Source organism: Devosia sp. J20-27 (assembly GCF_055808595.1).
Map to the genome: position 1 here is coordinate 2,586,842 of NZ_CM147875.1, position 19,168 is coordinate 2,606,009.

At 64.8% G+C, this 19,168-nt stretch carries 24 protein-coding genes and 1 tRNA gene; 20 read left to right on the top strand and 5 right to left on the bottom strand.

Going from position 1 to position 19,168, the window contains the following annotated elements; translation table 11 throughout:
• Window positions 1-152: 152 nt before the first annotated feature.
• Both AC0L4C_RS12735 and ilvC read left to right on the top strand, forming a co-directional pair.
• The gene (locus AC0L4C_RS12735) at window positions 153-782 is read left to right on the top strand and encodes a TetR/AcrR family transcriptional regulator (protein ID WP_473399999.1); all 630 of its coding nucleotides are present in this window, start codon (window positions 153-155) and stop codon (window positions 780-782) included.
• Between the two features lie 48 nt (window positions 783-830).
• Window positions 831-1,850 carry a ketol-acid reductoisomerase gene (ilvC, locus tag AC0L4C_RS12740; RefSeq protein WP_473400001.1) on the top strand — a complete coding sequence of 340 codons (1,020 nt, stop codon included), beginning with the start codon at window positions 831-833 and terminating at the stop codon, window positions 1,848-1,850.
• 51 nt (window positions 1,851-1,901) lie between these two features.
• On the opposite strand, the gene AC0L4C_RS12745 is transcribed toward ilvC, so the two are convergent.
• Window positions 1,902-2,105 carry a DUF2061 domain-containing protein gene (locus AC0L4C_RS12745; protein WP_473400002.1) on the bottom strand — a complete coding sequence of 68 codons (204 nt, stop codon included), beginning with the start codon at window positions 2,103-2,105 and terminating at the stop codon, window positions 1,902-1,904.
• Between the two features lie 153 nt (window positions 2,106-2,258).
• On the opposite strand from AC0L4C_RS12745, the gene AC0L4C_RS12750 reads away from it, so the two are divergent.
• Window positions 2,259-3,107, top strand: a complete 849-nt coding sequence (locus AC0L4C_RS12750; protein WP_473400003.1) for a helix-turn-helix domain-containing protein — start codon at window positions 2,259-2,261, stop codon at window positions 3,105-3,107.
• On the opposite strand, the gene AC0L4C_RS12755 is transcribed toward AC0L4C_RS12750, so the two are convergent.
• On the bottom strand, window positions 3,100-3,570 hold the full coding sequence (locus AC0L4C_RS12755; RefSeq protein WP_473400004.1) for a DUF1003 domain-containing protein: 471 nt from the start codon (window positions 3,568-3,570) through the stop codon (window positions 3,100-3,102). The two genes, AC0L4C_RS12750 and AC0L4C_RS12755, sit on opposite strands and share 8 nt — an antisense overlap.
• Window positions 3,571-3,715: 145 nt before the next feature.
• Between AC0L4C_RS12755 and AC0L4C_RS12760 the strand changes: the two genes are divergently transcribed.
• A complete protein-coding gene (locus tag AC0L4C_RS12760) occupies window positions 3,716-4,375 on the top strand; it encodes a cysteine hydrolase family protein (RefSeq protein WP_473400006.1) in 660 nt (219 codons plus the stop codon).
• 34 nt (window positions 4,376-4,409) lie between these two features.
• Here the strand turns inward: AC0L4C_RS12760 and AC0L4C_RS12765 are convergent, their stop codons facing one another.
• Together AC0L4C_RS12765 and AC0L4C_RS12770 are read right to left on the bottom strand one after the other, a co-directional pair.
• The gene (locus AC0L4C_RS12765; RefSeq protein ID WP_473400007.1) at window positions 4,410-5,273 is read right to left on the bottom strand and encodes an aldo/keto reductase; all 864 of its coding nucleotides are present in this window, start codon (window positions 5,271-5,273) and stop codon (window positions 4,410-4,412) included.
• 330 nt (window positions 5,274-5,603) lie between these two features.
• Window positions 5,604-5,771, bottom strand: coding sequence for a DUF1127 domain-containing protein (locus AC0L4C_RS12770; protein ID WP_473400008.1), 168 nt, complete (start codon window positions 5,769-5,771; stop codon window positions 5,604-5,606).
• Between the two features lie 111 nt (window positions 5,772-5,882).
• On the opposite strand from AC0L4C_RS12770, the gene AC0L4C_RS12775 reads away from it, so the two are divergent.
• The 12 genes from AC0L4C_RS12775 to msrA all read left to right on the top strand — a co-directional run bounded on the left by AC0L4C_RS12775 (window position 5,883) and on the right by msrA (window position 14,390).
• Entirely contained in the window at window positions 5,883-6,356 is a 474-nt protein-coding gene (locus AC0L4C_RS12775; protein WP_473400009.1) for a GFA family protein, read from the top strand.
• A gap of 59 nt (window positions 6,357-6,415) precedes the next feature.
• A complete protein-coding gene (locus AC0L4C_RS12780) occupies window positions 6,416-6,913 on the top strand; it encodes a heme-degrading domain-containing protein (protein WP_473400011.1) in 498 nt (165 codons plus the stop codon).
• 51 nt (window positions 6,914-6,964) lie between these two features.
• Window positions 6,965-7,462: a heme-degrading domain-containing protein gene (locus AC0L4C_RS12785; RefSeq protein ID WP_473400012.1), complete on the top strand. Its 498-nt coding sequence runs from the start codon at window positions 6,965-6,967 to the stop codon at window positions 7,460-7,462.
• A gap of 73 nt (window positions 7,463-7,535) precedes the next feature.
• The gene (locus AC0L4C_RS12790; protein WP_473400014.1) at window positions 7,536-8,423 is read left to right on the top strand and encodes a PhzF family phenazine biosynthesis protein; all 888 of its coding nucleotides are present in this window, start codon (window positions 7,536-7,538) and stop codon (window positions 8,421-8,423) included.
• Window positions 8,424-8,492: 69 nt separating this feature from the next.
• Window positions 8,493-8,927, top strand: coding sequence for a hypothetical protein (locus tag AC0L4C_RS12795; RefSeq protein WP_473400015.1), 435 nt, complete (start codon window positions 8,493-8,495; stop codon window positions 8,925-8,927).
• An 11-nt stretch (window positions 8,928-8,938) separates the two neighbouring features.
• A complete protein-coding gene (locus AC0L4C_RS12800) occupies window positions 8,939-9,346 on the top strand; it encodes a hypothetical protein (protein WP_473400016.1) in 408 nt (135 codons plus the stop codon).
• Window positions 9,346-9,717 (top strand): VOC family protein, encoded by a 372-nt coding sequence (locus AC0L4C_RS12805; RefSeq protein ID WP_473400018.1) that lies wholly within the window; start codon window positions 9,346-9,348, stop codon window positions 9,715-9,717. Before AC0L4C_RS12800 ends, AC0L4C_RS12805 begins: the two co-directional genes overlap by 1 nt.
• Window positions 9,718-10,042: 325 nt before the next feature.
• On the top strand, window positions 10,043-11,614 hold the full coding sequence (locus tag AC0L4C_RS12810; RefSeq protein ID WP_473400019.1) for a 2-isopropylmalate synthase: 1,572 nt from the start codon (window positions 10,043-10,045) through the stop codon (window positions 11,612-11,614).
• A 4-nt stretch (window positions 11,615-11,618) separates the two neighbouring features.
• Window positions 11,619-12,398 (top strand): SDR family oxidoreductase, encoded by a 780-nt coding sequence (locus AC0L4C_RS12815; RefSeq protein ID WP_473400020.1) that lies wholly within the window; start codon window positions 11,619-11,621, stop codon window positions 12,396-12,398.
• Window positions 12,399-12,408: 10 nt separating this feature from the next.
• Window positions 12,409-13,179, top strand: coding sequence for an HpcH/HpaI aldolase family protein (locus AC0L4C_RS12820; protein ID WP_473400021.1), 771 nt, complete (start codon window positions 12,409-12,411; stop codon window positions 13,177-13,179).
• Between the two features lie 28 nt (window positions 13,180-13,207).
• On the top strand, window positions 13,208-13,654 hold the full coding sequence (locus AC0L4C_RS12825; RefSeq protein ID WP_473400022.1) for a GNAT family N-acetyltransferase: 447 nt from the start codon (window positions 13,208-13,210) through the stop codon (window positions 13,652-13,654).
• 91 nt (window positions 13,655-13,745) lie between these two features.
• On the top strand, window positions 13,746-14,390 hold the full coding sequence (gene msrA, locus AC0L4C_RS12830) for a peptide-methionine (S)-S-oxide reductase MsrA (protein WP_473400023.1): 645 nt from the start codon (window positions 13,746-13,748) through the stop codon (window positions 14,388-14,390).
• A gap of 21 nt (window positions 14,391-14,411) precedes the next feature.
• On the opposite strand, the gene AC0L4C_RS12835 is transcribed toward msrA, so the two are convergent.
• Window positions 14,412-15,254: a mechanosensitive ion channel family protein gene (locus AC0L4C_RS12835; RefSeq protein ID WP_473400025.1), complete on the bottom strand. Its 843-nt coding sequence runs from the start codon at window positions 15,252-15,254 to the stop codon at window positions 14,412-14,414.
• Between the two features lie 330 nt (window positions 15,255-15,584).
• Between AC0L4C_RS12835 and AC0L4C_RS12840 the strand changes: the two genes are divergently transcribed.
• The 4 genes from AC0L4C_RS12840 to AC0L4C_RS12855 all read left to right on the top strand — a co-directional run bounded on the left by AC0L4C_RS12840 (window position 15,585) and on the right by AC0L4C_RS12855 (window position 19,040).
• Window positions 15,585-15,660: transfer RNA gene (locus AC0L4C_RS12840), tRNA-Lys, on the top strand.
• Between the two features lie 112 nt (window positions 15,661-15,772).
• Window positions 15,773-16,471: a TerC family protein gene (locus tag AC0L4C_RS12845; RefSeq protein ID WP_473400026.1), complete on the top strand. Its 699-nt coding sequence runs from the start codon at window positions 15,773-15,775 to the stop codon at window positions 16,469-16,471.
• 110 nt (window positions 16,472-16,581) lie between these two features.
• Window positions 16,582-17,715 (top strand): lipid II:glycine glycyltransferase FemX, encoded by a 1,134-nt coding sequence (locus AC0L4C_RS12850; RefSeq protein WP_473400027.1) that lies wholly within the window; start codon window positions 16,582-16,584, stop codon window positions 17,713-17,715.
• The gene (locus AC0L4C_RS12855) at window positions 17,712-19,040 is read left to right on the top strand and encodes a lipopolysaccharide biosynthesis protein (protein WP_473400028.1); all 1,329 of its coding nucleotides are present in this window, start codon (window positions 17,712-17,714) and stop codon (window positions 19,038-19,040) included. The genes AC0L4C_RS12850 and AC0L4C_RS12855 overlap by 4 nt, the downstream gene beginning before the upstream one ends.
• The last annotated feature ends 128 nt before the right edge of the window (window positions 19,041-19,168 follow it).

Genomic DNA, 19,168 nt, shown 5'->3' on the forward strand with positions numbered 1-19,168 from the left:
TTCGCCGCCGCCGCCGCCCCACCACCGAACAGACCATCGACTCAACAAGCCTCTTGCCACGTACCGTAACGTACGGTACGGAAGTTCGGAAAATTGCGAGGGCGGGGCGTACGGGTGTATGCCGGCCGCCAAGAGGGGAGTGAGGCAGGGCAATGGGCGCAGCGCTCAAACAGCGGGACGAAGTCTTTACACCACGCCAGCAGGTCGTGCTGACGGCGGCGCTTGACCTGTTGGTCGAGGGCGGCGACGCGCTGACCATGACGGCGGTGGCGCGGCGCGCCAGCTGTTCGAAGGAAACGCTCTACAAATGGTTCGGCGACCGCGACGGGCTGCTGACGGCGACCGTGCAATGGCAGGCGGCCAAGGTGCGGGTGCCGCATGTCGACCGGCACCGGCTGGATGCGGCGACGCTGCGCTCGAGCATCGAGCAGTTTGCCCGCGACCTGCTGGGTACGCTGGCGGGTGAAGTGTCGGTGACGCTGAACCGGCTGGCGGTGACCGATGCGGCAGGACCCAAGCGCGGGCTCGGCGGCATCGTGCTGGAGAACGGCCGGCTGGAAATGGGCCGGCGGCTGAAGCCGGTGATCGAGGCGGGACGCGACGCGCGGCTGCTGCGCTTCGACAGTTCCGAGGAGGCGTTCCGCACGTTTTTCGGGCTGGTGGTGCGGGACGTGCAGATCCGACTGCTGCTGGGCGATGCCCTGACACTGCCGCTCGAGCAGATCGACCGGGACGCCAGGCAGGCGACCGAACAGTTTTTGACGCTTTACGGCAGGACATAACAACCAATCCGGTCCGCAGGGGCCGAACGCTCAACAGGGGAGACAACCATGCGCGTTTACTACGATCGGGATGCCGATCTGAATATCATCAAGAACAAGAAAGTGGCGATCGTCGGCTACGGCTCGCAGGGCCATGCCCACACGCTGAACCTGCGCGATTCCGGCGTGAAGGACATCGTGGTGGCGCTGCGCCCAGGTTCGCCGTCGGCCAGGAAGGCCGAGGGTGAAGGCCTCAAGGTCATGTCGGTCGCCGAGGCTTCGGCCTGGGCCGACGTGATCATGATGCTGACGCCGGACGAGCTGCAGGCCGACATCTACAAGAAGGACATCGAGCCCAATATCCGTGACGGCGCCGCGATTGCCTTTGCGCATGGCCTCAACGTCCACTTCAACCTGATCGAGCCAAAGGCCAGCGTCGACGTGATCATGATCGCGCCGAAGGGCCCGGGCCACACGGTGCGTGGCGAATACCAGAAGGGCGGCGGCGTGCCGTGCCTGATCGCCGTGCATCAGGACGCTTCGGGCAATGCCCATGACATCGCGCTGGCCTATGCGTCGGGCGTTGGCGGCGGCCGTTCGGGCGTCATCGAGACCAATTTCCGCGAAGAATGCGAGACCGACCTGTTCGGTGAGCAGGTCGTGCTCTGCGGCGGTCTGGTCGAACTGATCCGCGCCGGTTTCGAGACGCTGGTGGAAGCCGGCTATGCGCCGGAAATGGCCTATTTCGAGTGCCTGCACGAAGTGAAGCTGATCGTCGACCTGATCTATCAGGGCGGCATCGCCAACATGAACTACTCGATCTCGAACACCGCCGAATGGGGCGAGTACGTGTCGGGCCCGCGCATCATCACCTCGGACACCAAGGCCGAGATGAAGCGCGTGCTGCACGACATCCAGTCGGGCAAGTTCACCTCCGAGTGGATGCAGGAAATCAAGGCCGGCGGTTCGCGCTTCAAGGCGACCCGTCGCCTGCATGACGAGCACCAGATCGAGGAAGTCGGCGGCAAGCTGCGCGACATGATGCCCTGGATCAAGGCCGGCGCGCTGGTCGACAAAGCCAAGAACTAAGGGTTCCCGGTTCATGATGATCAGGGCGGCCTCCGGGCCGCCCTTTTTCGTTCAGTGGCGGCCCCAGCGGATGCGGGCCCAGAGGCGTTCGTGCAGGAGGAAGCAGACAAAGCCGGTGGCGGCGCCGCTGAGCGCGATGCCGGCGGCCGCGGCGATGTCGCCGGTGGCGAAGAAGGCCAGAAGCGTCATGGTGACGAGGCCGGTGAGCTGCCAGGTGACCGCCTTGGCGATCGAGCGGATGGTGCTTTCCTGCATGGATGGGGTCTGTGGGGGCGATGTATTCTGCATGACTGTGCAGTGCCAGCCGCGGGCCATCGCCGCAACGCGGGATTGGTGACACTTTGCGTGGTTTGTAACCAAACCCCGTCGTTTGTTGATAGATATCAACAGGCGTGACATAGGTGGGGCATGGATAAACGTGACCGTGCCCGCCTGTTCAAGTCCCGCCTGAATGAAGCCGTGCTGCGGGCGGGCTGGACGCAGAGCCGGCTGGCGACGGCGGCTGGGCTGGATCGCTCGACAGTGTCGCAGCTCCTGGGTGCGGACGAACCCCGGCTGCCCAGCGGACAGGCGCTGGGGCAGATCGCGGCCTCGCTGCAGGTGTCGGCCGACTGGTTGCTGGGGCTCTCCAACCATCAGGGGGTGGCCAGCGAGGTGCTCGAGCAGGCCGTGCAGATGACGGAGGCGGCGCATCATCCCGTGGACGAGCAGGTGCTCGCCTGGACCGCCGAGGTCCCGGGGGCCAAGATCCGGCATGTGCCGTCGGGGCTGCCGGATATTTTCAAGACCGACGAAGTGCTGACCTTCGAATACCAGGGTGCTGTGGTGCGGACGCCACAGCAGGCGATCAGCGATTTAGAGGCGCAGCTGGCGCTGCTGCGCCGGCCCGAGACCGATATGGAGATCGCGCTGCCCATCCAAGTGATGGAGAGCTTTGCTGCGGGCGAATGGCAGTGGCGAGGGTTGCCGGCCGCGGTGCGGCAGGCGCAGCTCGAGCGCATGGCCGACGATCTGGCGCAGTTCTATCCATCGGCGCGGCTTTACGCCTACGATCTGCGGCAGCGTTATTCGGTACCGTTCTCGGTATTCGGCCAGCAGCGCGTCGCGGTCTATGTCGGCCAGCGCTATCTGGCCTTCACTGCGCCGCACTATATCCAGCTGATGGCGCGGCATTTCGACGATCTGGTGCGGGCCGCCGTGGTGCACGGCCACGAGGCAACGGGCTGGGTGGCGCAACTGGCAAAGACGGTCAGATAGGCTTTTCCGGAGCTGTCTGGTCGACGCGTTCCTTGACCAGCACCTCGATGAGACCGAGCAGGCGGCTGATGTCCTGCTCGCGCAACAGGTCGATCTTCTGGTGCAGGGCGGTGATGTCGAGTTCGGCACGCAGGTTCACGTCATAGTCGAGCTGCGCCTTGTGGCGGTCGATGTCGGACTGGCGGTTCTGCGCCATCATGATGATGGGGGCAGTGAACGCCGCCTGGAACGACAGCGCCAGGTTGAGCAGGATGAAAGGGTAGGGGTCCCAGTGCTGCATCCAGGCAATGGAGTTGAGAACCAGCCAGGCCGCCAGCAGCGACGACTGGATGAGGATGAAGGTCCAGGAGCCGACAATGCCGGCGATCCGGTCCGAGGCGCGGTCGCCCAGCGTGCGGGCTTCAAGGTGGGGTTGCTTGTCGACAAGGCTGAAATTGCGGGCGGACGGCATGCGCATCATCATTCTCCCTCGGGCAGAACCAAATCCATACGGCCTGCATTGCGGCGGCAGCAAGCCAGCCGTGGAGGGGGCGCAATCGCGGAGGGGCTTGAAAGACTTTGTCGTTTCGGAGTTAATAATTGAAATATGAAACGATATGGAGTCTCCGATGGCCGAGCTGCATCCGATCCTGCCCTATGATGGCACCATTCCCAAGCAGGAGACGGCCGTGCTGGTGGTCGACATGCAGCGGGCGTTTTTCAGCGACACCGACTCGCTGGGCAAGTCCGGCATCGATGTGTCGCCGCTGCGAGCGGCGATTCCGGGATGCGTGCGGCTGGTCAATCTGGCGCGAGCGAGCGGTGTGCCGGTGATCTTCACGCGCTATGTCTACATGCCGGGCATGGTGGATTTCGGGGCGCCGCATGGCGTGGCGCCGGCGGCGCGGCGGGCCTCGAACTCGCTGGGCTATGGTACCGACGAGATCGAGCTGATCCCCGAACTCGGCGTGCGGACGGACGAGGTGGTGATCGACAAGTCAAGGCCGAGCGCCTTTTACGGCACGCGGCTGGAGCCGGTGCTGACCGGCATGGGGATCCGCAACCTGATCATCTGCGGGGTGACGACCAATATCTGCGTGGAAACCACGGCGCGGGATGCCGGGCAACGCGATTACGGGACGTTCGTCGTCAGCGATGCGGTGGCCGAGTTCCTGCCCGAGCGCAACCACTATGCGCTGTTCGGGCTGGCCTGGATGTTCGGCTTTGTGGTTGACCTGGCGGCGATCGAGCGCAACTGGGCAGCAGTGCCGGCACGCCAGGCAGGCTGAGGGGAGGAGGGGCCTTGCGGCCCCTCTCCAGACCTTACCAGGCGTAGTCTTCCGGGGCGGTCTTGTGGCCGGGGAAGATTTCGTCGAGGCGCTTGAGGGCGGCGTCATCCAGTTTCAGATCGACGGCGCGTTCGGCGGCATCGAGCTGGGCGGCGGTACGGGGGCCGATGATCGGCGCCGTGACGGCCGGCTGGTGCAGCAGCCAGGCAAGGGCGACATCGCCCGGCTCATGGCCAAGTTCGGCGCAGAAAGTTTCATAGGCCTCGATCTGCGGACGATGCGTCTTGACCGCTTCGGCGGAACGGCCCTCGAGGCGGCGCTGGCCGGCTTCCGATTTCTTCAGGATGCCGCCGAGCAGGCCGCCATTGAGCGGCGACCACGGGATGACGCCGAGGCCAAAGTCGAGACAGGCCGGCAGCACTTCGAGTTCCACCGAGCGCTGGAAGAGGTTGTAGATCGACTGTTCGGAGACGAGGCCGGTGTAGTTGCGCTTTTCGGCGGCAGCCTGCGCCTTGGCGATGTGCCAGCCGGCGAAATTGGAGCTGCCGGCATAGAGGATCTTGCCCTGCTGCACGGCCACTTCCATGGCCTGCCAGATCTCGTCCCACGGCGTGTCGCGATCAATGTGGTGGAACTGGTAGATGTCGACATAGTCGGTCTTGAGCCGCTTGAGGCTGGCATCGAGGGCGCGCCGGATGTTGAGGGCAGAGAGCTTGCCCTCGTTGGGCCACTCGCCCATGGCGCCGTAGAGCTTGGTGGCGAGCACGGTCTTTTCGCGGCGGCCGCCGCCCTGGCTGAACCAGTCGCCGAGGATTTCCTCGGTGACCCCGGGGACCGGGCGGCCATAGCGGTTGGCGGTGTCGAAGAAGTTGATGCCCTTGTCATGGGCGCTGTCCATGACCTTGAACGAGTTCGGCCTTGTCGGTGGTCCAGCTGAAATTCATGGTGCCCAGGCACAGGCGGCTGACGCTGAGGCCACTACGGCCCAGATGGGTGTATTGCATGACAGTCCCTCAATGTTCGATTGGCTGCGGCCGGCTTGAGCGCGGGCGGGCAGACGAAGATGACAGCTGACATGTTAACGATAAAGCGGCCGGCGGATCAAGTCGACGCCAACCGTCCTGTCGCGCACCGGGGCAGGCGGGACGCCAGAATCACGAAGGGCTCCGGCGGTCAGCGGGAGCCCTTGTGCAACCAACGGCGGGGTGTGACGCGCGGCCGGCTACGTCTATTCATGCGAGATGGCCCGTGCCGTCGAGGGGCGTGGCCGGCTCATCCGGCGCAGATCGGTGCGGGAAAGGCCGATGTCCGCGAGCAGGCGGTCGTCGAGCTCGAGCAGTGCGGACATGGAGCGGCGGCGGTCAGCGCGCCGGAACAGGGCAGAAAAGAGGTTCATTTCAGGTCGTCCTTGATCAGTTGCCGGGCTTCAGGCCGGCGAGGCGCGGGTTATGGTGGGGGCTGGATGAACGGCCGGTGAATGCCGGATGGCGATAACCAGGAGGCGAGAATGGGAATACCAAAACTTCCGGTCGAGGGCGGCTGCCAGTGCGGCGCGGTGCGGTTTCGCATGACGGCGCTGCCGCTGGCGGTCTATGCCTGCCACTGCAAGGATTGCCAGCGCTTCTCGAGCGCGACGCATACCATCTCGATGGTGGTGCAGGAGGCGACGGTGGACCTGATCGGCGGCGAACTCGACCGCTTCGACAAGACCGCCGACAGCGGCCGGGTCATCGCGATGATGGGCTGCAAGGCCTGCGGCACCAAGATCTGGAACGAGCCGCCGGGCCATACCGGAATGCTGATCATGAAGGCGGGGACGCTGGACGACATCAGCTGGGCCGAGCCGGTGGGCAATATCTGGACCGACAGCAAGGCGCCGTGGGTGGTGATCGATCCAGCGGTGCCGAACTTTCCGGGTCAGCCGCCCAACCGGCAGGCTTTGATCGACGCCTATTCGGCACGGCTGGGCGGAAGCCCGTGACAGGGCCGGCAGGGTATCGCTAATACGGGCCGATCAAGAGTGCAGTTTGGGAGAACGGAATGAGCGTCGAAAGCGATCTCGAGCAGATCATCGCGCAGGAAAAGGGACTGGTGTTCGAGTCGTTTGACGAGGACACGGCGGTGACCATCGGCCTGCAGGCGCGGGATGCGGCCAAGGCGGCCGGCAAGGGCATCGTGGTGGGCGTCTATCTCTGGGATCGCACGCTGTTCTTTGCGGCAACGGCGGGGGCCTCTGCGGGCAACCGGGCCTGGGCCGAGCGCAAGGCCGGCACAGTGCGGCTGCTGCTGCAGAGCAGCTACCGCCTGGTGCTGGAGCGGGGCGACAAGCCGAGGCTGCTCGAGCCGTCCTGGGCGCTCGACCCCTCTACCTATGCGATTGCCGGCGGCGGTTTTCCGATCGTCGTCAAAGGGCTCGGCATCGTCGGCGCGATGTGTGTCTCGGGGCTGCCCGAGCGCGACGATCATGGCTATGCCGTCGCGGCGATCTGTGCGGCGCAGGGACGCGATCCCGCCCGGTGGATGCTGCCGGCAGCCTGAACACGGATGTCATGCTGGCGTGCGAGAAGGCCGGCTCTCAAGAGGGAAAACATGTCCAGAGAAGACGATATCGAGCGAATCAAGGCGCAGGAGCTGGGGCTGGTCTTTGACCACTTCGACGAGGCGGTGGCGTTTTCGCTGGGGACCCGGATTCGGGATCGCGGGCTGCGGGACGGCCTCGGCATTGTCGTGGATATCCGCACCTGGGACCGGCCACTGTTCTACATGGCGCTGCCGCCGACGACCGGCGACAACCAGCACTGGGTGCGGCGCAAGTACAACCTCGTGCACCGGGTGTCCAAAAGCTCCTACCGGGTGGTGCTGGAGAACACTTCGGGCGTCGACCATTTCCAGCCGCGACGGGGCCTCAACAACGAGGATTTCGTGATGGCTGGCGGCGGCTTTCCGATCCGGGTCAAGGGCGCCGGCGTCATCGGCTGCGTGACGGTCTCGGGACTGCGCGAGCGCGACGACCATGGTGTCGTAGTGGACGGGTTGTGCGCCGAACTTGGCCTCGACGGGACAGTATTCGCCCTGCCGCCGGCCTAGTTTTCCCGCGTCCGATTGTGCGCTTGACAGGGCGACCTGCAGGCCGCAACTGGCTCGGGTACCGGAGCGTCAAATGAAACTTAAATACTTGTTACTCGATGTCTTTACCGACAACCGCCTGAAGGGCAATCCGCTGGCCGTGGTCCTGAAGGCGGATGGCCTGCTCGACGACCAGATGCAGGCCATCGCCAGGGAATTCAACCTCTCCGAGACGGTGTTCATGTGCAAGCCACGGCTCGACCGGCACTCGGCGCGCGTCCGGATCTTCACGCCGGCGACCGAACTGCCGTTCGCCGGTCACCCGACGGTCGGGGCGGCGGTGGTGCTGGGCCTGCAGGAGCGGTCGAGCGCGGTGCGGATCGAGGAAGAGGTCGGGGTGGTCACCTGCGTCATCGAGAAGATCGACAAGCGTGGCGGCTTTGCCCGTTTCGGGTTGCCGCAACTGCCGCAAGCGGACGGTCCCACACCGAGCCTTGCCCGAATTGCCGGGGCGCTGGGACTGGACGAGGCCGATATCGGCTGCGGCACCCTGCAGCCGGCGGTGTTCTCGGCCGGTGTGGTCTTCTACCTCGTGCCGGTGCGCGATGCCGCGGCGCTGGCCCGGATCAGGCCGGTCAGCGGCGGCTGGAACGACGTCTTTCCAAAGGGACACAACTCCGTCTACGCCTTCACGGAGACGCCCAACGAGAGCGCCAATGCCTACGCGGCGCGCATGTTTGCGCCCGGCATGGGGCTGGGGGAGGACCCGGCAACGGGCGCTGCCGCTGCGGCGCTGATGGGCCTGCTGGCCGAATCTGCCGACGACGGACAGACCGAACTGGTCATCCGGCAGGGCAAGGAAATGGGACGGCCAAGCCGCATCTTCCTGCAGATGCGCAAGGACAAAGGGCAACTCAGCCATGGCGCCATTGGCGGACACGCGGTGGTGCTGGGCGAGGGTGTGCTGGATTTCGACGACTAGCGGGTCAATGGCGCTGGTCGCCCGGCGGGCGCTCGGCTAGATAATGAACGCAAGCTTTGGGAGGCTGTCGTGGACATTGGACTTCTGGTCGGACTGCTGCTGCTCTTCGTGCATATCGTGGCCTTCATTGCAGGGGGTGCCAATTCGGTGGTGATGCCGATACTCGGGCGCAAGATGGCAACAGCCACGCCCGAAGTGCGCGTCGAGCTGATGGACTTTGCCGGACGCCTCGCCAAGGTCGGCAAGTACGCCATGATCGCGCTGCTGGTGACCGGCGTGCTGGTGCTGTGGCTCAAGTGGGACTTCGTCATTCCCAATGCCTGGTTCTGGGTGAAGATGGCCGGTATCGTGGCCATGCTGGTGTTCATCGGCCTCAACGAGATGAACCAGAAGAAGGCGGCGGCCGGCGACACCACCGCCCCACGTCGCTCGGCGATGTTCGGGCAATTGACGGCCGTGGCGTTTGCCGTGGTCATTTTCTCGGCGATTTTCGCCTTCGCATAGTCAGGGTTTTCATGGACGTGCTTTTCTCGCTGCTGCTGTTCAGCCACTTCCTCGGTCTGATGCTGATCGCAACGGCCTTTTTTGCGCTGCTGGGCATGTCGTCCGGCAGCGATGGCGCACCGCCGGTGACGAATCGCTACCTGACGCTGCTCGGGCATGTCGGGATCGTCGTGGCGCTGGTCAGCGGTCCGCTGATGATCTGGGTGCGCTATGGCGGGTTCGACGGCATCAGCCACTGGTTCTGGGTCAAGATGCTGCTGATCGTGGTCCTAGCCGCCGGGGTGGTCCTGTCGGCGGTGTCGGCGCGGAAGATGCGGGCAGGGGATGTGGTGGCGGCGCGCCGGGTGCGGCTCGGCCGGATCATTGCCAGCCTGTCGCTGGTCGGCACGGTGCTCGCCGCCATCCTGGCGTTCGGCTGATGACGAAACTCGACCATATCAATATCCATGTCGTCGACGGGCCGCGCATGGTGGCCTTCTTCGAGCAGGTGATCGGCGCGAAAGAGGGGTTTCGCCCGCCCTTCGAGTTTCCCGGGCACTGGATCTATGTCGACGGCAGCCCGGCAATCCACCTGAGCATCGTCAAGCGGCAGGCCGATTTCCCCGAGGGGATGATCAATCACATCGCCTTCGGCGTGTTCGATTTCGAGGAAGCCAAGGCGCGCATCGAGGCCAGCGGCTATCCCTACAAGCTGGCCGGCATACCCGAGAGCGAGATCGGCCAGTTCTTCGTGACGGGACCCGAGGGGATTTATCTCGAAGTGCAGTACAAGCGGGCGATCCCGGCGTGAGGCAATGCCAGAACCGGTCGGCGCACGAGAGGCTTGTGCGGCGCTGAAATTTGCAGCATTATTGCAGTCGTAATCGGATTTTCGCCATGCAGCGCACTCGCGCCATTGCCATCGCAGTTGCCGAACAGAAGGCCCGGGAAACCCGCCTTGTGATCGCTGCTGGGTTGCTGCTGCTGCCTGCGGCGCTACTTCTCCTTCTTATCAGCCCCTGATTACCGGCAGCTCGGAACGAGCGGGTCGTCAGGGGTAGCGCGCTAGAAACCGAACAGATTTTGTCCGGTCGCGATTGGTCATTGGACCCCGGCCGCCCGATAGGAAGACGCAAATGACAACCGACACCACCACATCCAGCCCGTCCAACAAGGACCGGGTCTTCATCTTCGACACCACCTTGCGCGATGGCGAGCAGAGCCCCGGCGCGACCATGACGCTCGAGGAAAAGCTGCAGGTTGCGGAAGCGCTCGACGAGATGGGCGTCGATATCATCGAGGCCGGGTTCCCGATCGCCTCGAATGGCGATTTCGAGGCCGTCGTGGCGGTGGCCAAGCAGGTCAAGAATTCGACGGTCGCCGGCCTCGCCCGCGCTATCCCGGCCGATATCGCCCGCGCCGGTGAAGCCGTGCGACACGCCCGGCGGGGACGCATCCACACCTTCGTTTCGACCTCGCCGATCCACCTGGCGCACCAGATGAAAAAGACCGAGGAGCAGGTGCTCGAAATCATCTCCGCCACCGTAGCGCAGGCGCGCGGGTTGATCGATGATGTCGAGTGGTCCGCAATGGACGCCACGCGCACGCCGATCGATTTCCTGTCGCGCTGCGTCGAACTGGCGATCAAGGCCGGGGCGACCACCATCAACCTGCCCGACACGGTCGGCTATGCGGTGCCGGAAGAGCACGAGGCGATGTTCCGCGCCATCATCGAGCGCGTTCCCGGTGCCGAAAAGGTGATCTTTTCGGCACACTGCCACAACGATCTGGGCCTCGCCGTCGCCAATTCGCTGGCGGCAGTGCGGGGCGGGGCGCGGCAGGTGGAATGCACCATCAACGGCCTCGGCGAACGGGCCGGCAATGCGGCGCTCGAAGAGATCGTCATGGCGTTGCGGACGCGCGCCGATGCCTTGCCGTACCATACCGAGATCGACAGCACGCATTTGAGCCGGGCCAGCCGCATCGTCTCGGCGGCGGCGAATTTCCCGGTGCAGTACAACAAGGCCATCGTGGGCAAGAATGCCTTCGCCCATGAGAGCGGCATCCATCAGGACGGCATGCTCAAGAACGCCGAGACCTACGAGATCATGACGCCCGCCAGCGTCGGCATCAAGGAAACGACCCTCGTCATGGGCAAGCACTCGGGCCGTGCGGCGTTCAAGGACAAGCTGCGTGAGCTGGGCTACGAACTGGGCGACAACGCCTTCCAGGAAGCCTTCCAGCGTTTCAAGGATCTGGCCGACCGCAAGAAGCACGTCTACGACGCCGATATCGTCGCGCTGGTGGACGACGAGGCCGGTTCGGTGGGCGACCGCATCAAGCTGGTCGACATGGAGGTGGTCTCCAAGACCGGCGGCGTGCACCGCTGCACCATGAAGGTGACGATCGACGGCGAGCCGTCGGAAGCCACCTTCGAGGGGACCGGCTCGGTGGATGCGATCTTCAACGCCATCAAGGCGGTGGTCGGGCAGGATCCGCATCTCGTGCTCTATGCGGTCGATGGCGTCACCGGCGGCACCGATGCGCAGGCCAGCGCCCATGTCCGGCTCGAAATGAACGGCCGGATCGTCTCGGGCAATGCCGCCGAGCCGGACACGCTTGTGGCTTCGGCCCGTGCCTATCTCAACGCCTATAACCGTCTGCTGATCGAGCGCGGTGCATCGGCCCAGGGCGCGATGGCGGGTTGAGCTGATGGATTTCGGGATTGCAGGCCGCAAGGCCATTGTCTGTGCCTCCAGTCGCGGCCTCGGCCGCGGCTGCGCCACCGCGCTGGCGGCCGAAGGCGTCGAGGTCGTCATCAACGGCCGGGATGCGGCGCACCTAGAGCAGGTGGCCGAGGAGATCCGGGCGCTGACCGGCGGCAAGGTGATTGCCGTGGCGGCGGACGTGGGGACGCGGGAGGGGCAGGAGGCGCTGTTCGCGGCCTGTGCCGAACCCGATATTCTGGTCAACAACAATGCCGGTCCGCCGTTTCGCGATTTCCGCGAACTCGACCGGGAGAAGATGCTCGATGGCGTCGTCGCCAACATGGTGACGCCGATCGAGATGATCCAGCGGGCCATCGACCCGATGGTGCGCAACGGTTTCGGGCGGATCGTCAACATCACCTCCAGTTCGGTGAAGGCGCCGATTGCCGGGCTCGATCTGTCGTCGGGGGCGCGGGCCGGACTGACGGCGTTTCTGGCCGGCGTGGCACGCACGGTCGCGGGCTCGAACGTGACCATCAACAATATACTGCCCGGGTCGTTCGATACCGACCGGCTCAGGAGCGGCCAGAAGCGGACGGCGGAGCAGCGTGGGGTGAGCGTTGAAACGGTGGCCGACGAGGCGCGCCAGCGCGTGCCAGCCAAGCGCTTCGGCCAGCGGGACGAGTTCGGCGCGGCCTGCGCCTTCCTCTGTTCGGCTCAGGCCGGCTACATCACGGGGCAGAACCTGCTGATCGACGGCGGCGCCTTCCCGGGAGCCTTTTGAGGAACATTGCATGCGACCCATCGCGTCCAACGCCTTCAAGCGGCGGCTTGCCGACCGTACGCCGCAGCTTGGCTGCTGGCTGTCGCTCAACAGCCTGACCGGCACCGAGATGGTGGCCGGCGCGGGCTTTGACTGGGTGCTGCTCGACATGGAGCACAGCGCCATCGATATCGAGAGCGTCGAGCAGCATCTGCTGGCGGCGCGCCATGGCGGGGATGCCGAGTTCATGGTGCGCATCCCCAGCGTGGACCCGGTGATCGTCAAGCGCTTGCTCGATACCGGCGTGCGCAGCTTCATGTTCCCTTACGTGCAGACCGTCGCCGAGGCTGAACTGGCAGTGGCATCGACGCGCTACCCGCCGCAAGGCATTCGCGGCTATTCGGGCATCAACCGGGCCAACCGGTTCGCCACCAATCCCGGCTATGCGCAGGCGGCGCATGACAACATCGTGGTGGTGCTGCAGGTGGAAACCCAGCAAGGGCTCGACAACATCCCGGCCTATGGCGCCATCGACGGCGTCGACGGCATATTCGTCGGTCCCAATGATCTGGCGGCCAGCATGGGCCTCCTGGGTCAATCGGGACATCCGGATGTGCTGGCCAAGGTGGCAGAGGCGCGCAGGAGCATCCTTGCCACCGGCAAGGCCGCCGGGATGCTCGATTTCAACCCGGACACGGCCAAGTTGCTGCTCGCGGACGGCTACAACTTCGTGGCCGTGGGCGGCGACACCACAAGTCTCCTGCGAGCGAACAGGCAGCTTCTTGGCAGCTTCGGGCGTTAACGGGGGCAATCTCTCCGGGAGCTCTCAAATGTCACTCGAATTGCGCGTGGTCCAGACCGACGAGGATTGGGCCGCCATGCACGATATCCGCCGCCGCGTGCTGTTCGAGGGTCGCCACAGCGATGTGACCTATGACGCCGACCATCCGGACGACCGGGCCGAGGGGCATTATCCGCATGTCCTGGTGCTCGACGGCTGCCCGATCGGCGTGGTGCGGCTCGATGTGGAGGGGGATATCGGGGTGGTGCGGCTGGTGGCCGTCGAGCCTGCGCATCAGCGGCAGGGCTACGGGCTGCTGCTGGACGCCATGATTGGCGAACGGGCACGGGAACTCGGTGTTGCGCATCTGCGCGTCAATGCGGCGCCCGAGGCGGTCGGGTTCTACCAAAAGGCCGGCTGGCGGGAGGAGACCTGGGACGCGGACGAACTCACCGGCATTGCCAGCGACTGCGTGCAGATGGTCAAGCCCGTCTAGGGAGCGGCCCGATCTGCGCACGCTTCTTTGTCTGGCGTGTGAACCATGGCAATGCAATCTAGGCAGTGCACATCCGATCGGGAGACTACCAATGAAGAAGAACAAGCTGGCCGTTGCGGTTGCCCTCGCGGGCGCCATGGTCACCTGCAGTGCCCAGGCCGCCGAGACTGCCACGGCGATTTTTGCCGGTGGTTGCTTCTGGTCGATCGAAAGCGATTTCGACCATGCGCCGGGCGTTATTTCGACCACGTCGGGCTATATTGGCGGCCACGTCGACAACCCGACCTACGAGCAGGTGATCACGGAAACGACCGGTCACCGCGAAGCCGTGAAGGTGGTCTATGACCCCAGCGTCACCAGCTACGAAAAGCTTGTCGACACGTTCTTCCACATGATCGATCCGATCGAGGCGCGCGGCCAGTTCTGCGACTACGGCGAGAGCTATACCACTGCCGTCTATGTCGGCAGCGAGGCCGAGATGAAGGTCGCGGAAGCCGAAAAGGCCATGGTTGCCGAGGAACTGGGCAAGCCGGTCGCGACCGATATCGTCGAAGCGACGACGTTCTACCCTGCCGAGGAATATCACCAGGATTTCTGGCAGGGCACGGAACTGCTCAATAACGGCCTGACGCGTGCCGAGCATTATGCCCGCTACCGCGCCGGCTGCGGCAAGAACCGCCAGGTCGAGGCGATCTGGGGGGCCGAGGCTTTCCTCGGCCTCGACGGCCACGCCTGATTTGACGCGAGCCCGACCGGACTAGGTCTTGTCGGGCACGCCTGCAGGCGCCACGGCGCTGCGAATCTGCACATCGAGCTTGTTGTAGGGGATTTCGACCCCCGCGGCGTCGAGCGCCAGCTTGGCGCGCTCGTTGAAATCGACATTGGTCTGCCACCAGTCCGATGACTTGACCCAGGAGCGCAGCACCAGATCCACCGAGCTGGCGCCCAGGCTGGCGACGAAGACGAATGGCGCCGGATCCTCAAGCACACGCTCGTCCTTGGTAATGCCGAGCAGTGCCGTGCGCGCAGCGGCCAAATCTGCGTCGTAGGCGATGCCCACCTTGGTTTCGACCATGCGGCGCGGTTCGCGCGTGTAGTTGGTGATCTTGGAGTTCCAGAGCAGGGAATTGGGCACGAAGACGAAAATGCCGTCATAGGTCCGTATGCGGGTGGTGAAGAGCTGGATCTCGACGATGGTGCCGGCGATGTTGTCGCCGGCGATATATTCACCGACATTGAACGGGCGCAGCCAGATGATCATCACGCCGGCGGCGATGTTGGAGAGGGTTCCCTGCAGGGCGAGGGCGACCGCGAGGCCGATGGCGCCGAGCACGGCAAGAATCGAGGCGGTCTGTACGCCGAACTGTCCCAGCACGACCACCACCGTGACGGTGATCACGGCGTAGCGCACCAGCTCCGAGATCAGCGGCGCGATGGTGTCGTCGATGCGCTTGGTATTGGGGAGCACAGCGCGGACGTAGCGCGACAGGAAGTTGGCCAGATACCACCCGCCGATCAGGACGATGAACGCCGTCAGCACCGACAAGGCGTTGTCGACAATCCACTCGGTCGAGAAGGTGACCATCTGTGCATACTCCATCGCAAGGACTCCGGCGGCTGGCTATCGCGGGCAGGCGACCGAATCCCAAGGATGGGGAAGGGCGGTCGTGCCCGGTCTCGTGATCTTTGGGCCCACGGCGACCTGCCGGGGCGATGTCTGTTCAGGCGGCCGAGCAACGGGCAACCTGCGAGCGCTTGTCGCGCAAAGGCGGGTCACGCGTCAAAGAAAACCTTGGGCAGCGGGCGCGACAGAGCCGCGCAACGCTGCGCCAGGCGGTACCTCCGGGGCACCGGCACGGGGTAAAGTTCGCCGCGGGGCCGATTAGTGCTGGACAGGGGGGCAAACTCTTTGTATCTCCCCGCCCGGACCGGGTGCGTAGCTCAGATGGTAGAGCAGCTGACTCTTAATCAGCGGGTCCACGGTTCGAGTCCGTGCGCACCCACCAATTTCCCAACAAATGGAACTTCTTCCCCGTCGGTGGGCTTCACAGACGTGGGTGATCCAACTACATAACCCGCTACGCGACCCATCCATCCTTCCGCGCGGAGACTTCACGCATGTTCGGCCTCGACCCCGCCGCGATTTCGGCCTTCGTGCAGGTCATCCTCATCGATCTGGTGCTGGCCGGCGACAATGCGGTGGTCATCGGACTGGCAGCGGCGGGGCTGCCCAAGGAATTGCGGCAGAAAGCCATCCTGATCGGCATCGCCGCGGCGACCGTCCTGCGTATCGGCTTTGCCCTCATCACCACGCAATTGCTGTCGCTGGGCGGCGGTCTGCTGATTGCCGGCGGCCTGCTGCTGCTCTGGGTGTGCTGGAAGATGTACCGCGAGCTCTCGGTGTCGCATGACGAGGAGCAGGCGGCCAACGAAGCCCTGGCGGACAGGGACCTGAACGCCGATGGCACGATTGCCAAGGGACCGCGCAAGACGCTGCGGTCGGCGGTGATCAACATCATCATTGCCGACGTCTCGATGTCGCTTGACAACGTGCTGGCCGTCGCTGGTGCTGCACAGCATCACTTCGAAGCCCTGATCTTCGGACTGGGGCTCTCGGTGGTGCTGATGGGCGTTGCCGCGACGTTCATCGCCCGGCTGCTCACCAAGCATCGCTGGATCGCGTGGCTCGGCCTCGTGATCATTCTCTATGTGGCCGTCAAGATGTTCTACGAGGGCGCCAACCAGGTGTTCGACCACACGCTGCCGTATATCCCCCTCATCGGCGGTGGCCCGATGCCCGTGGGGCCGGCGCACTAGGCATTGGGTAACCAAGCCCGAACTTTTGGGGCATTTGCCCTCTCCGGCTAGCAATTTGCTCACCTTGGGCCTGTAGCGTCCCCTGGCAACACAAAGGCCGGGGAAGCCTCATGTCGAGTATTGCCGAAAGCTTGGAAATTGCTGGTAGCGGGCCGGTTTCGGTCCGTTCGCAGGCGACACTCGAGCAGGTATCCGGGACGCGCTGGGAGGCTGTGGTCGGAACGTTCGACGACGTCTCGCAGGAGCAGCTTTTTACCTTTGCCCTGGCCCGCTGGCCGCATGTCGATCTCGAGCCGGTACTGATATCGAGCGGCGGCAAGCTCATCGGCGGGTGCCTGGTGATGATCCAGCGGCTGCCGCTGGGCGTTGCGAAGATTGCCATTGCCAAGTGGGGACCGTTTCTCAAGTCGGTCGATGGCGACGCGATCGGGCGCTATGGCCTGATGGTCGATGCTCTCGTCGCTGAATATGCGCAGAAGCGGCGAATGATGCTGTCGTTGCTGCCACTGCCATCGCTGGGCGAAGGCAACGCCGAATTCGAGCATTTGCTGGCACGCGGGTTTCATCGCGGTGCGCAGATGGCGTGGAACGATCGCTACATCGTACGCCTCGACCTGCCTGAAGAGGCGCAGCGCAAGAGTCTCGGACAGACCTGGCGACGCCAGCTCAACAAGGCCGAGAAGGCCGGACTGAGCTTCGAGCGGGCCGTCCCCGAGCGGCTGCCGGAATTCGAGGCGCTCTATAGTCGCATGGTGGACCGCAAGGGCTTCGAGGATCGCTCGGCCTATCACCAGACCGTACCGGCCCTGATGGCGATGCCGGACGACACGCTGCGGCCCGAACTGTTTCTCGTGTCGGAGGGGGGCGAGGTGATTGCCGGAGCCATCATCTTCAAGGCCGGGGACCGGGCGGTCTATCTCTACGGCGCCACGCAGGACCGGGCGCTCCCATTGCGCGCTGGTTACTACCTACACTGGCACATCATCGGCTGGCTGCGCGAGAACAGCCGGGCGCGCTGGTACGACCTGGGCGGCACAGACGGTTTCCAGGGACTGCACCAGTTCAAGAAGGGCATGGTCGGCGATGCGGGGCGGATCACGCCGGTGCCGCCAACCGCCAATTTCGCAGCCTACCGGTTACCGTTCCTGCTGGGCGAAGCGGCCTTCGGGGCGCGTGAACTGCTGCAGAAGCTCAAGGCCAAGTTGCGCGAGCGCGGCCAGAAGACCGGGAGCGACCCGTCTTGAAACGCCTGCTTCTCAAACTGTTCTCGCAGTCCAACATCATCTTCGGCACCCGCCTGGCCGGGGCCGGCGTGGTGTTTCTGGCGCAGGCGGGCATTGCCCGGTTCTGGGGCGCCGAAGTGCTGGGCGACTACCTGCTGCTGATCGCCACGGCCAACATTGTCGCGGTGATGATGCCGCTGGGGTTTGAAACCACCGGCACGTTTTTTGCGGCGGAATACCGGGCGGCCGGCGATGGCCGGCACCTGCGCGGCTTCATGAAGCGGGCCTATGGCCATGTGGCGGCGATGACGCTTCTGCTGGTGCTGGTGGGCTATCCCCTGGCTGGACTGCTGGGGGCGCCCGGCCAGATCGTGCAGACGCACTGGGCGCCGATGGTCCTGATGATCCTCGCAACCGCCCTGGTCTACTGCAACTCGGCGCTGCTGGTCGGCCTGAAACGCCCGTTCGCGGGGTTCTTTGCCGACACGGTCTTCCGGCCCATGCTGATGATCCTGGCGCTGGCGATCTCGACCACGCTGGCGATCGGCGACGTGGTGCCGTTCGACGAATTCGTGTGGGTGCTGGCGGGCGGCTTCGTGTTCATCGCACTGGCTCAATTCTGGTATCTCTGGCGCGTGGCGCGCGGCGTACCGGTAACCGATGCGTTACGCCCGGCAGAGGTGCGGCGCTGGTGGCGTTTCGCGCTGCCATGGGTGATCATCGCGCTGGCGACGGACCTGTTCTTCGACATCGACCTGATCCTCCTCGCCAACCTGATGGATCGCGAGACGCTGGCCGTGTTCGGCGTCTGCACGCGGGTGTTCTCGCTGGTCGCCTTCGGGGTGGCGGCGGTCTACTCGGTGGTGCTGCCCGACATGTTCGACCTGGCCAATGACCGGGAGGGCCTCCTGCGCAAGATCGGCGAGGCCAATCTGGCGGCTGCCGGCATTGCCGTGGCGCTGTTTGTACTGGTGGCGGCGCTGGGTCCGCTGGCGCTGATGCTGTTCGGGCCAAGCTTCCTGCCGGGCGCGCTGCCGATGGCGGTGCTATGCCTGACGCTGATGGTGCGGGCCTTTTTCGGGCCGACTTCGGTCGTGCTGTCGATGAACGACCGGCCGCATGACGTGCTGCCGGCGATCGCACTGGGCATGGTCGTGCTGGTGCTGGCCAATCTGCTGCTGGTGCCGCCGCTGGGCCTCCTGGGCGCGGCGCTGGCCGCCGTGCTGGCGCAGACGGTATGGTCGGCGGCGCTGTGGTTCACGGCGCTCAAGCGTGCCGGACTGGACGTGTCGCTGATGCCGCGCATTGCCGAACTGCTGGCGGCGCGCCGGGCCAAGGGCGTCTGAGCCGCCAACTCCGATTATTGCTGGCAAAGCAGACCACTGCGACATTGGTTGCCTTGTTTCCCGTGCCGCCTCTGGCTAGGATTATCAAATGACGCTCGCGCCGACCTGGTTCTGAAAAGGGCGGAACC

Coding starts and splice junctions, on each gene's coding strand:
- AC0L4C_RS12735 (WP_473399999.1), top strand. CDS start 153: ATGGGCGCAGCGCTCAAACAGCGGGACGAAGTCTTTACACCACGCCAG.
- ilvC (WP_473400001.1), top strand. CDS start 831: ATGCGCGTTTACTACGATCGGGATGCCGATCTGAATATCATCAAGAAC.
- AC0L4C_RS12745 (WP_473400002.1), bottom strand. CDS start 2,105: ATGCAGGAAAGCACCATCCGCTCGATCGCCAAGGCGGTCACCTGGCAG.
- AC0L4C_RS12750 (WP_473400003.1), top strand. CDS start 2,259: ATGGATAAACGTGACCGTGCCCGCCTGTTCAAGTCCCGCCTGAATGAA.
- AC0L4C_RS12755 (WP_473400004.1), bottom strand. CDS start 3,570: ATGATGATGCGCATGCCGTCCGCCCGCAATTTCAGCCTTGTCGACAAG.
- AC0L4C_RS12760 (WP_473400006.1), top strand. CDS start 3,716: ATGGCCGAGCTGCATCCGATCCTGCCCTATGATGGCACCATTCCCAAG.
- AC0L4C_RS12765 (WP_473400007.1), bottom strand. CDS start 5,273: ATGGACAGCGCCCATGACAAGGGCATCAACTTCTTCGACACCGCCAAC.
- AC0L4C_RS12770 (WP_473400008.1), bottom strand. CDS start 5,771: ATGAACCTCTTTTCTGCCCTGTTCCGGCGCGCTGACCGCCGCCGCTCC.
- AC0L4C_RS12775 (WP_473400009.1), top strand. CDS start 5,883: ATGGGAATACCAAAACTTCCGGTCGAGGGCGGCTGCCAGTGCGGCGCG.
- AC0L4C_RS12780 (WP_473400011.1), top strand. CDS start 6,416: ATGAGCGTCGAAAGCGATCTCGAGCAGATCATCGCGCAGGAAAAGGGA.
- AC0L4C_RS12785 (WP_473400012.1), top strand. CDS start 6,965: ATGTCCAGAGAAGACGATATCGAGCGAATCAAGGCGCAGGAGCTGGGG.
- AC0L4C_RS12790 (WP_473400014.1), top strand. CDS start 7,536: ATGAAACTTAAATACTTGTTACTCGATGTCTTTACCGACAACCGCCTG.
- AC0L4C_RS12800 (WP_473400016.1), top strand. CDS start 8,939: ATGGACGTGCTTTTCTCGCTGCTGCTGTTCAGCCACTTCCTCGGTCTG.
- AC0L4C_RS12805 (WP_473400018.1), top strand. CDS start 9,346: ATGACGAAACTCGACCATATCAATATCCATGTCGTCGACGGGCCGCGC.
- AC0L4C_RS12810 (WP_473400019.1), top strand. CDS start 10,043: ATGACAACCGACACCACCACATCCAGCCCGTCCAACAAGGACCGGGTC.
- AC0L4C_RS12815 (WP_473400020.1), top strand. CDS start 11,619: ATGGATTTCGGGATTGCAGGCCGCAAGGCCATTGTCTGTGCCTCCAGT.
- AC0L4C_RS12820 (WP_473400021.1), top strand. CDS start 12,409: ATGCGACCCATCGCGTCCAACGCCTTCAAGCGGCGGCTTGCCGACCGT.
- AC0L4C_RS12825 (WP_473400022.1), top strand. CDS start 13,208: ATGTCACTCGAATTGCGCGTGGTCCAGACCGACGAGGATTGGGCCGCC.
- msrA (WP_473400023.1), top strand. CDS start 13,746: ATGAAGAAGAACAAGCTGGCCGTTGCGGTTGCCCTCGCGGGCGCCATG.
- AC0L4C_RS12835 (WP_473400025.1), bottom strand. CDS start 15,254: ATGGAGTATGCACAGATGGTCACCTTCTCGACCGAGTGGATTGTCGAC.
- AC0L4C_RS12845 (WP_473400026.1), top strand. CDS start 15,773: ATGTTCGGCCTCGACCCCGCCGCGATTTCGGCCTTCGTGCAGGTCATC.
- AC0L4C_RS12850 (WP_473400027.1), top strand. CDS start 16,582: ATGTCGAGTATTGCCGAAAGCTTGGAAATTGCTGGTAGCGGGCCGGTT.